The sequence below is a fragment of the Rhodococcus sp. T2V genome (assembly GCF_029269925.1).
In the GTDB taxonomy this organism is placed as follows: Bacteria; Actinomycetota; Actinomycetes; order Mycobacteriales; family Mycobacteriaceae; genus Rhodococcus_F; species Rhodococcus_F koreensis.
The window spans coordinates 1-9,897 of record NZ_JARJBD010000169.1 but is presented as its reverse complement, the minus strand read 5'-3'; the positions used below and the strand labels follow the sequence as shown (position 1 = coordinate 9,897).

Here is a 9,897-nt window from a genome sequence, read left to right as displayed (position 1 = left end):
ACCAGCGCAAATAGCATTTGTTAACAAAAATTCCCGAGAGAAGCCTGGACCTGGGGTGAGGAATCTCAAGTGGCGAACTGGTCTTGGTCAAGGCTGCTGGCAGACCGGGGGATCCGGAGAATTTCGCCTTTGGATCTTGCTTGATTCACGTAAGTGGCCGCGGTGGAGGATCTGCGAAGCGCGGATGACGGCGTCGAGGTAGATCGCTGCATCCGCATCGACAAAGCCCAGCTCAACCAGCCATACATGGCCCTTCGTGCACTCGGCCGCAGCTTCGTTTACGTGCTCCCATCCAGCCCGAACGATCAGAACGCGAGCAATCCGTAGTGGCAGGCGAGCAGCACGAGCAAGATTGAGTGACAAAAAGGGACGATCAACTGTCACAGGACAACCGACACGAAACTGGAAACCGCTCGCTAGACCTTCAGCCAGGTGTACATTCACACGCTCGGTGTCACTTCAGGCGCTTCCGACCTGTGGGTTCTCAACGTCTAGTGTGTCCGCGGCTCAGTCCCATGTCTGGCAGATCCGCTTTCGAGTCCGGCAGACGGGTTGACTCCCGGGCAAGCGCGAGGCACCTCAGATCTCCACTGCCCGGGCGCAGGGTGGACCGGCCGCCCGTCGACCCGGGTCAAACGGCGCCCACATGCCCTGCACCGGTACGCTATCCGGAATCTCCTCGGCCATCGGGCCCACCAGGTCCCAGACCGCCTCGGCTGGCCTTCCCGGACGGTTCTCGGAAGGTCCACCGACCGACGGGAGAGCGGGAAGGTGACCGTCCTAGAGTCGCATCGAGCCGGACTCCAGGTACCGCTGGTGGAACGAGAACGCCTCCCCGAGCAGGTGCGGCGTCTGGCCGGCTCCCGCAGTGGCGTTCGCCCGCTCGACGTAGTCGGTGAGCAGCGGCCGGAATTCCGGATGCGCGCAGCGCTCGATGATCACCCGGGCCCGACGACGCGGCGACAACCCCCGCAAGTCGGCGAGGCCCTGCTCGGTGACCAGTACCTGGGTGTCGTGCTCGGTGTGGTCGACGTGCGGGGTCATCGGGACGATCGACGAGATCGCCCCGTTCTTCGCCGTGGACGGGCTGAGGAACATCGACAGGTATCCGTTGCGCGCGAAGTCCCCGGATCCGCCGATGCCGTTCATGATCTTGGTGCCCATCACGTGCGTCGAATTGACGTTTCCGTAGACGTCGGCCTCCAACATCCCGTTCATCGCGATGATTCCCAATCGGCGGACCAACTCGGGATGGTTGCTGATTTCTTGCGGGCGGAGCCGGATGTGCTGCCGGTAGAAGTCGATGTTGGAGGTAAACTCCTCGATCCCGCCCTCCGAGAGCGCCAGCGCGGTAGCCGACGCGAACCGGACGGTGCCGTTTTTGATCAAGTGCAGCATCCCGTCCTGGATGACCTCGGAATAGCAGGTCAAACCCCGATACGGGCCGCGATCGAGCCCACCGAGCACGGCATTGGCCACGTTTCCGACGCCCGCCTGCAGTGGCAGCAGGGTATTTTCCGGGAGCCGACCACGCCTCACCTCGTGGTCGAAGAAGTCCAGCACATGCGCCGCGATCGCCTCACTGACTGCATCCGGCGCGGTCAGCGCGCTCGCACTGTCGGGGGCATTCGTCTCCACCACCGCAACGACCTTGGCCGGGTCCACCCGGTAATGCGGTTGCCCGATGCGGTCCTCGACGTCGGTGAGTTCGATCGGCCGGCGGTGTGGGGGAAGCGCTGTGCCGTAGTAGATGTCGTGGATACCGTCCATCGCGTCAGGAACCCACGAGTTGACCTCGAGAATGACTCTCTCCGCGACGTCGAGCCACGTCTTATTGTTTCCGACCGACGCGGAGGGGATCAGCTCGCCGGTCTCGGTGATGCCGGAGACCTCGACGACCGCGACGTTCACCGCGCCGTAATATCCCTCCCACACCTGCTGTGCCACGTGCGAGAGGTGGATGTCGACATAGTCCATCCGTCCCTGGTTGATCCTGTGCCGTGCAGTGGATTCCGCCTGGTATGGCATCCGCAGGGCGATACCGTCGACCTCGGCGAGCATCCTCTCGGTCTCCGTCGACACGGACGCCCCGGTCAGCAAGTCGATGGTGAAATTCGCGCCGGCCGCGCGGGCGGAGTGAATCCGATCAGCCAGGGCCGGGATGATCGCCTTGGGTGTCCCTGCACTGGCGAAGCCGCTGACAGCGACGGTGTCACCCGGACCGATGGCCTTCACCGCTTCCTCCGCCGACGTCACCTTCTGCTGGAACGCCGAATGTCGAATCCGACTCGACTGCAACGGGGACGCGGGATCACTGATCTGGAGGCTCACGGCGGCCAGTGTAGGAGTGGGCGACGTGACGCGAACACCCCGAAAGATCGTGATGTTCACCGGATCACATCCGGTGTTCGCCACTGCCCGCCGTCCTCGACCGTTCCTCGCGGCGGACCCGCCGCTCGTCGGCTCCATGAGGTCGCCTGCCGAGTCGCGTCCGAATGCGCGTTGAATCGTGATCCTGGTCACTGCCCGGGCGCTTCCGTGAGAGGGCCGGGCGATCATGACGCCGACAGGTCACGATTCCTGCTGTTTGACAGCGGTGGTCACCCTCCAACTTGACGTCTGCATCGACCGGCGTGTCCGCCGGGTCGGAACCGTCCCGGAATGCGCGCCGCGAAGCGCGAGTCCGTCAGCATGTACTCGGCAAGGATCCGTTGACCGAGTATCCGCCATTAATCTGATTCTCACGCAGGGTTCCCAAACCGTGCGGCAGTATCGGCATTCCAGAAAGGCCGACTACGGCCAGGCATTCCCGACCTGCTCGCCCAGTTCGACAACCGTCCCATAGCCCCTCATGGCAGGGGATGAACGGTGGGGTGGGCTTTACCGGCCAGTCTCGGTCCGCGGCATTGTGGCAGGGGACCTCGTTGCGTCTGTGTGATTCACAACACCACGAGCCCGGGGGTTTGCAACTACGTTGGGTCGGCGGCGGCTATCTGCCAAGCTCGCCAAGGCTGACTCCAAGACCTTCCATCTGATGCTGGATTCAGGGGCCGGGACGCCGTAAGCGGATCGCTGACCGGTCATCGATCAGAGTGCTTCGCTCTACCCTCTCTGTATGAGCACGTCGGAGACCTGGTGCGCTGACTTCGCGGACCGGGCCGCGCGGCGGGCCAGCGAGCCCGAGCCGGACTGGTCCCGCAGTTGCCAGCTGCATTCGGCGGTGGCACGGAGCCTGCGGAAGTTCCAGGTGGGAGAGAGCGGCGACGGTGCCCACCTGATCGTCAATGCGGACGCTGCGGGTGACCCCGACTACGCAGCCTCCGTGCGACTGTTCGTCGCCGAGGAACAAAACCATGCGCGGATGCTGGTGGAGCTGCTGCGATCCAGCGGCGTCCCGACGATCGGCCGGCGCTGGTCCGACACCGTCGTGCAGCTGCGTCGGCTGATGAGGTTGAGGCTCGAGCTCATGGTCCTGGCAGTCGCGATGCCCGCGCTGATGAGTGTCCCGGCATGCCGGTGCCGAAACGGCGTGACGGGTGCGTTAGTGGTGTTCGCGTTCGCCGGTGCCGCGGGTGCGGGTGGGGCCGTCCCGCAGGCGGGGATTCTGCCCGGAGACTGACCGCCGTCCGGGCCGCGCCGCATCACTCGCGGACCGGTCCTGCTCAGCGTCGACCTCGGAGGCACGGGCGGCACCAATGTGGTCTGTCTGGTCTCGGGATCCTGCTCGGCGCGCAGTTGCGCGCTGTCGGCTTGCAGGCGGCGGTTGTGGCGTTCGAGTTCGTCCGTGCGGTGCTCGCGGTCGAGAACCCGGCCGATACCGACGAGGTTGACGCCGGCGTCGATGAGTTCGGCGATGCGCCGAAGCCGGGCCAGGTCGTAGTCGCTGTAGCGGCGGGTGCCGCCGGCGGTGCGGCCCGGGGTGATGAGCCCGTAGTCCTCGTACAGGCGCAGTGCCGCGACCCCGAACCCGGACAGCTCGGCGGCCACCGAAATGCCGTAAACACTTCGCAGCGACGGTGATTCGGAGTCGTACCGCTCGAATTTTTCGGGCACTTTTGCTCCGATCGGGAATTTTCTCGCACAACCTCTTGTCATGATCTACGACAGATGCTGTACTAAATCTACAGCTTCTGCTTGAGATTACCTGGTGAGATGAAGAGGTTTCAGGAGGTAGACACGATGTTGATGCGTACGGATCCGTTCCGCGACCTCGACCGTCTGACACAGCAGTTCCTCGGCACCGCGGCCCGTCCGGCGGTGATGCCGATGGACGCCTGGCGTGAACAGGACCGGTTCGTGGTGGAGTTCGATCTACCCGGTGTCAATGCCGACTCGCTGGATCTGGACGTCGATAAGAACACTCTGACTGTGCGCGCCGAACGGTCGGCGCTCGACGAGAACCGAGAAATGGTTGCGGCCGACCGTCCGCGCGGGGTGTTCAGCCGGCAGTTGTTCCTGGGGGAGAACCTCGATGCGGACAAGATCGAGGCAAGTTACGACGCCGGGGTGCTGCGGTTGACGATTCCGGTCGCGGAGAAGGCGAAGCCCCGCAAGATCGAGATCGGTAGTGGGCATTCGGAGAAGAAGGCGGTCAACGCCTGAGGCGCGGGCGACAGGGCGACCGTCAACGCTCGACCGAGGCGACAAGGCTCGGGAGGGGGTGAATTGTCGATGACATTGGCGCACATGGTCACCGAGGTGAACGCCACCGAGGTTCCGGAGCGCAGCTTACGCAAGGTGGTGTGGCCGTGGCACGAGCTCGAGTACGCAGTGCTCGAGGCCGATTCGGATCGCATCCTCGCCGACGCGCTCACGCCGCAGGCCGTTGCTTCCGGTGGGACGGCGGATCGGCGGCGCGGGAGGTCGGGCCGGAGTGCGCACCGGCTGCCAGCCCGATGATGTTGTGCGACAGGACCCCTCGTCCTGTCGCACGATTGACGGGTTCCGCTGCGGCGAGCGGGCGCGGGTGAGTACGGGCGGTACCGATCAGCGGTATGGCGGCCGGTGCGCCCCCACGCTCCGGGTGGGGTGCTGATGCCTGGGCTCGACATCGAGGGACACGACGGAGGCGGCGGTCTCTGGGTGCCTCCCCACCTTCGGGGCTGACCGAACTATGGGTCTGACGAGGTGTGATGCCTACGGTAGCGAGGGTCTGATTGACGTCTCGATGAAATCGGAAAGGAGTAGTCGGCGTCACATGCCCGCAGCCACGGTTTCGGGGGACGGCGGGAGAGCGGGCGCTCGGCCCCGTCGGTGACGGGAGGTCCTCGTACGGCGGGCACGGTCGGCGATGGCATGGTCACCGGGTCTGTCGCCGCGTGGACGGGAGGTCGGTCGTCGGGTCCGGCGGCGGCCCGCCGGCCAACTGTGGCCCGCCGTGGGCGGCGGTGAAGGCGTGCGCGAGGCTGTCGAAGGTGCGCACCGTGTCCATGCCGACCCGTGCGATGATGCGGCGCAGAGGGTGAGGTGCGGCGACGGTCAGGTGGCCGCGTTGCTCGCGGATCCGGGGGCCGGCCTCGGCGAGTGCGGACAGGGCCGCGGATCCGACGAAGGTGGTGCCGAGCAGGTCGACGACGGCGCTGCGGCCGTGCAGCACGACTTCGTCGAGGCAGGCGGTGAGTATCGGGGCGGTGACTGCGTCGACGTCGCCGCTCAGGCGCAGCACGATCGGACCGCCGGTGGGTTCGTCGATCTTCAGGGTGAAAGGGCAGTGGGCGGAGTCGGCTCGGTCCCAGCCGGCGGTCTCGGACAGGGACAGGCGTAGGCGTTGTGGGCTTTCGATGACCGATCGCAGGTAGGTCATGGTCGCTCCCGGGTGGGGGCGGTCGGGGAGCGGGCACCCTGCCGGTGGGGGCGGGGGTCGGTGCACGCACAGCGGCCGCAGTGGATGAAGTTCGGCGGCTGCTGTCTTAACCTGTGACGACGACGGTAATCGGGCTGCAGCCGGAATGAAACCCCAGCATCGGCACAGCACCCGCCGGTGTGGCGCCGACGCCCACCTCACCCGGCCGCGTCGCGGCTCGGCGGGATGCCTGCCCTTCTCGCGCGGACGCTCTCCAAACGAGGACACGCCTGGGGGTCGCGCCCGGTCAGTGGTGCCAGTGCACCGGGCCGATCCGCACGGTGATGCCGAACATGCGGCGGGCCGCGGGACGCGGCACGATCCGCACGCGAATCCGGGGTGGGTCGGGTGCCGGTGGGGGCGGGGCCCGCCTCTGCTGCGGGTCGGGCTCGGCGTCTCGGGGGTCGGTGTGGTCGTGGGCGCGGCGGACCGGGTCGCGCAGCAGGGTGTAGGCGGCGAGGATCTGTTGCAGGTGTTCGTCGGCACCGGGGTCCGCGGGCCCCGGTCCGCGGGTGTCGGGGTGGTGTAGGCGCAGCAGGCGCCGGTAGGCGCGGGCGATCTCGGACTGGGAGGCCGCAGGGGTCACTCCCAGCACCCGGTACGGATCTCGGTCGATGCTCATCGTCCCCATTCCTCGCCACGTCGTCTACCGCGGCGTTGGTCGTGTCCACGCCCATCTCACATGCGTGGTCGGATCGGCTGTCGGCGTCGCGCGTATGCAGCGGCCCTGGCCGCCGTTCGGGTACGCATCCGGGGCATCGGCACCGACAGTCCGCTCTCGACACCGCTCTGCCGGTTCCCGCGTGTCGTGGTTCGTCGCGGGTGTGGCTTCGTGTGCGTGGCGGGTGCCGGAGCCGGGGCGGCCGACGTCGAATTCGGAAGGGTGCCATCGTCAATGGCGGTGCGCCGAAAACATCATCGCTGTGGGTGTGGTGGCGCCGGTGTGTCCCGTCGGTGGGTCGGCGGCCCCGGATCGGTGCCGGGTACCAGGGGGTTCGCCGCGCCGCGTCCGCGCAGTGGACAGGTGGCGGAGACGCGGCGGCGGTCGAACCCGTCCGTGGATTTCGTTGCGGTGTTGCCTCACTCCTTTCGTGATCGTTCTCGAGCGGTTCCGGTCTCATCCGTCGAACCGGGCGTCTCACCGCGGGTGTTCGAGTCGCATCCCGGCCACCCCCCGGTGGGCTCGCTTCCGCCGGGTGGTGAGCGCTGGGTGGCCCGGATCTGCGGGGCCGGGGGAGCGGTCACCGGCCACCCCGACCACCGGGGACGCGGCCGATGCCGCGGGCCGGATCGTGCGGTGGCCATCGTCGCGAGCAGGACCACGGTCTGCGGGGTGAGCGCGTCGGCGAGGATGCGGTCGGAATCGGCGACGAGCAGCTCGTAGTCGAGCTCGTGCCACGGCCGCACCGCCGCGCGTGCGAGGCGCTCCGGTGTGCCGGTGCCGGGTGCTGCGGTGACCATGATCGCCGGGGTCATCGATGTTCACCCCCTCCTGGGAGGGCTGTCACGGTGTGGGTCAGGCGGTGACGGCCCTGCGCTCGGAATGGTTGCTGATCTCGATCTTGCGGGGCTTGGCCTTCTCCGCAATCGGGATCGTCAACCGCAGCACCCCGGCGTCGTAGGACGCCTCGATCTTGTCCGGGTCGAGGTTCTCGCCGAGGAACAGCTGCCGGCTGAACACCCCACGCGGACGCTCGGAGGCCACCATCTCCTGCTTGTCGTCGAGTCCGGGCCGCTGCGCCCGCACGGTCACGGTGTCGCGTTCGACGTCCAGATCGATCGACTCCACCTGCACGCCGGGCAGGTCGAACTCCACCACGAACCGGTCATCCTCGCGCCAGGCGTCCATCGGCATCACCGCCGGCCGCGCCGCGGTGCCGAGGATCTGCTGCGTCAGACGGTCGAGGTCGCGGAACGGATCGGTGCGCATCAACATCGTCTCCACCTCCAGAAACCCTCTCATCCCAACAATTAAACTCCAGCAGATGCTGTAGATTCGGTATAGCATTTGTCGTAGACTATGACAAGAGTCTGGGCGAGATAATTTCCGATCGGAGCACGACATGACTCCAGAATCCGAGCGCGACACCGAGATCCGCTCCCGACGCGGGGTGTACGGCATCTCGGTGGCCGCCGAACTGTCCGGATTCGGGATCGCGGCGCTGCGGTTGTACGAGGAGTACGGGCTGCTCACTCCGGCCCGCACCGGGGGTGGTACCCGTCGCTACAGCGACGACGACCTGGTCCGGCTCCGGCGGATCGCCGAACTCATCGACGCCGGCGTCAACCTGGTCGGTATCGGTCACGTCCTCGACCTCGAGCGCCGTACCGGGGAACTCGAAGCCGACAACGCCCGTCTGGAAACCGACAACGCCCAGCTGCGCGCGCAACGACCACCGCCGCCGTAACGGGCCGCGCTAGGCCTCGTCGAGTGAGCGATCCCCGACCGTTCGACTGGTGAATCATGGTCTCTACGGCGCCGGTCGGACGGCGACGTCCTTGTGCGCGCACACGCGTGAGTTGTCAGAAATGGGGTAGCGCGCAGACCAGAAAAATCAGACCTGCCGCGATGCCGAACACTCCGGCGAGCACGCCGAGAAGCACTTCCAGGGATGTGGATTTGTCGTCGGTGACGTCCGGGCGCCGGAGGCTCAATGCGCCGGTGACGAGGGCGGCCCCACCGAGGATGATGCCGAACCCGAACATCCAGAACATCACGATGGACAGGGCACCGAACATGATCGCCGCATCGGACAGGCACGTCCCGAGGCGCGGGGTGGGAGCAGTGGGGGAGGAATTGCGCGCGGGTTCGGAGGCGAACGGACGGGCGGCGGTGGTCATGATCCTCCTTCATCGGACCGGGGAACGGCGACTCTGTCGACACGGCGGCGGCCGGGCGAGACGGGAGCTCGGCGAGTCTGCGGGCGACGCCGCGAATACGTATCTGGGTTATTTTCCAGCCATCGCAAATCTCGAAACCGGGCCGGAATCTCGCGTCGAGGAGACAGAGCAAAACGTCTCTGCGCCAGCGAAGCCCGATTCGAGAGCGCGTGGGGTGCCATCGACATGAGCACTCGCAATCATTGCTTATCAATTTCCGCATGCATGCGCAACTGGATGGCAATGATGGCGCTGGGGAGGGTCGAGTGCTAATTTCTGGTGTGCACAGTGACCGCGCTCGTCGGGTGACGGGTGCCGGAGTTGAGGGGAGGTGTGCTGCTGTGCGCCACGACGATCGACATCAGCAGCAACAGTTCGGTGACCCCACCGTCGAGGTCCCGCTGGTGCTGGGTGAACCGGTGCGCTGGCCGGAGCCGAGCCCACTGGCGAACTGGTGGCAGCAGATACTGTTCGGTGAACGGGAGGCCACGTGAGAACCATGCGCCCGCCGAAACCGTTTCCTCCTGCAGCCGTTGCGATCACGTGTACCGGTCGCGGGACGGCGACCGGTCCTTCGCCGCTGCGATAGCCTGGTTGAACGGGTGGGAGATCGGTGACGGTGTCCTGTGTCCCGGCTGCGCCTCGGTCGGCGCGGTCACGACCTGAAGGGACCGTCTCCGAGAGGCCACGCGCCTGCACCTGCGGTGAACCGGCACGGTACCGCTCGGCCTCAACGTGACGTTGCCGGTCGGCGGCCGCCGCAACTTCGCCGGATCGATGATCGGCGGCTCCGCCAGTTGCAGTCTGGGCTCCCGAGTTTGCCCGGTGAGATGAGCGGGCGCGGAGTGATGAGTGGAGCACAACGCACCCGCCCCCACCGGCGAAAACGTCATAATAGCCTTATCGGCTAAATGGAAAGGTTTGTCTGTCAGTACATTTGGCAGTCGACACTCCCGGAATGATCGCCATCGCCGCAGGGCGTTGGGGCAAGCCGCATCCAGGATCAGTTCTTCGCGGAGAATGCCTGCCGGAATCGGTCTACCGACGGTTGTCCGCGCCGGTCGCTGCGAAGGCGGGAGCCCACGTCGTCACGGGCGAACCCCCCACACGGATAAGTCCTCCGCCCCGGCTGACATCTGGGCGCACGCGAACGTGGGCAATGAGCCGCACAAGGG

At 66.5% G+C, this 9,897-nt stretch carries 10 protein-coding genes and 2 pseudogenes; 4 read left to right on the top strand and 8 right to left on the bottom strand.

Features of this window, described 5'->3' with window-relative positions; genetic code table 11:
* Positions 1 to 780: 780 nt before the first annotated feature.
* The 3 genes and pseudogenes from P3H15_RS51560 to P3H15_RS51550 all read right to left on the bottom strand — a co-directional run bounded on the left by P3H15_RS51560 (position 781) and on the right by P3H15_RS51550 (position 4,053).
* Positions 781 to 2,298 carry an acetyl-CoA hydrolase/transferase family protein gene (locus P3H15_RS51560; protein WP_276144417.1) on the bottom strand — a complete coding sequence of 506 codons (1,518 nt, stop codon included), beginning with the start codon at positions 2,296 to 2,298 and terminating at the stop codon, positions 781 to 783.
* A 337-nt stretch (positions 2,299 to 2,635) separates the two neighbouring features.
* Positions 2,636 to 2,908 (bottom strand): annotated as a pseudogene (locus P3H15_RS51555) (alcohol dehydrogenase catalytic domain-containing protein); the annotation flags it as partial.
* 401 nt (positions 2,909 to 3,309) lie between these two features.
* On the bottom strand, positions 3,310 to 4,053 hold the full coding sequence (locus P3H15_RS51550; protein ID WP_276144415.1) for a helix-turn-helix transcriptional regulator: 744 nt from the start codon (positions 4,051 to 4,053) through the stop codon (positions 3,310 to 3,312).
* A gap of 126 nt (positions 4,054 to 4,179) precedes the next feature.
* Between P3H15_RS51550 and P3H15_RS51545 the strand changes: the two genes are divergently transcribed.
* Both P3H15_RS51545 and P3H15_RS51540 read left to right on the top strand, forming a co-directional pair.
* The gene (locus tag P3H15_RS51545; RefSeq protein WP_276144414.1) at positions 4,180 to 4,602 is read left to right on the top strand and encodes an Hsp20/alpha crystallin family protein; all 423 of its coding nucleotides are present in this window, start codon (positions 4,180 to 4,182) and stop codon (positions 4,600 to 4,602) included.
* Between the two features lie 69 nt (positions 4,603 to 4,671).
* Complete coding sequence (locus tag P3H15_RS51540; RefSeq protein WP_276144418.1) at positions 4,672 to 4,899, top strand: hypothetical protein; 228 nt, start codon at positions 4,672 to 4,674, stop codon at positions 4,897 to 4,899.
* 400 nt (positions 4,900 to 5,299) lie between these two features.
* On the opposite strand, the gene P3H15_RS51535 is transcribed toward P3H15_RS51540, so the two are convergent.
* From P3H15_RS51535 to P3H15_RS51520, 4 genes are all read right to left on the bottom strand, one after another.
* Positions 5,300 to 5,803 carry an STAS domain-containing protein gene (locus P3H15_RS51535; RefSeq protein ID WP_276144413.1) on the bottom strand — a complete coding sequence of 168 codons (504 nt, stop codon included), beginning with the start codon at positions 5,801 to 5,803 and terminating at the stop codon, positions 5,300 to 5,302.
* Between the two features lie 286 nt (positions 5,804 to 6,089).
* Positions 6,090 to 6,464: a J domain-containing protein gene (locus P3H15_RS51530; protein ID WP_276144412.1), complete on the bottom strand. Its 375-nt coding sequence runs from the start codon at positions 6,462 to 6,464 to the stop codon at positions 6,090 to 6,092.
* A gap of 458 nt (positions 6,465 to 6,922) precedes the next feature.
* Entirely contained in the window at positions 6,923 to 7,318 is a 396-nt protein-coding gene (locus tag P3H15_RS51525) for a hypothetical protein (protein WP_346348887.1), read from the bottom strand.
* A 40-nt stretch (positions 7,319 to 7,358) separates the two neighbouring features.
* Positions 7,359 to 7,778 carry an Hsp20/alpha crystallin family protein gene (locus tag P3H15_RS51520; protein ID WP_219455035.1) on the bottom strand — a complete coding sequence of 140 codons (420 nt, stop codon included), beginning with the start codon at positions 7,776 to 7,778 and terminating at the stop codon, positions 7,359 to 7,361.
* A 127-nt stretch (positions 7,779 to 7,905) separates the two neighbouring features.
* Between P3H15_RS51520 and P3H15_RS51515 the strand changes: the two are divergent.
* Positions 7,906 to 8,241 (top strand): annotated as a pseudogene (locus P3H15_RS51515) (MerR family transcriptional regulator); the annotation flags it as partial.
* A gap of 124 nt (positions 8,242 to 8,365) precedes the next feature.
* Here the strand turns inward: P3H15_RS51515 and P3H15_RS51510 are convergent.
* A complete protein-coding gene (locus tag P3H15_RS51510; RefSeq protein WP_072951724.1) occupies positions 8,366 to 8,683 on the bottom strand; it encodes a hypothetical protein in 318 nt (105 codons plus the stop codon).
* Positions 8,684 to 9,063: 380 nt separating this feature from the next.
* On the opposite strand from P3H15_RS51510, the gene P3H15_RS51505 reads away from it, so the two are divergent.
* Positions 9,064 to 9,216 (top strand): hypothetical protein, encoded by a 153-nt coding sequence (locus tag P3H15_RS51505; protein ID WP_276144411.1) that lies wholly within the window; start codon positions 9,064 to 9,066, stop codon positions 9,214 to 9,216.
* The last annotated feature ends 681 nt before the right edge of the window (positions 9,217 to 9,897 follow it).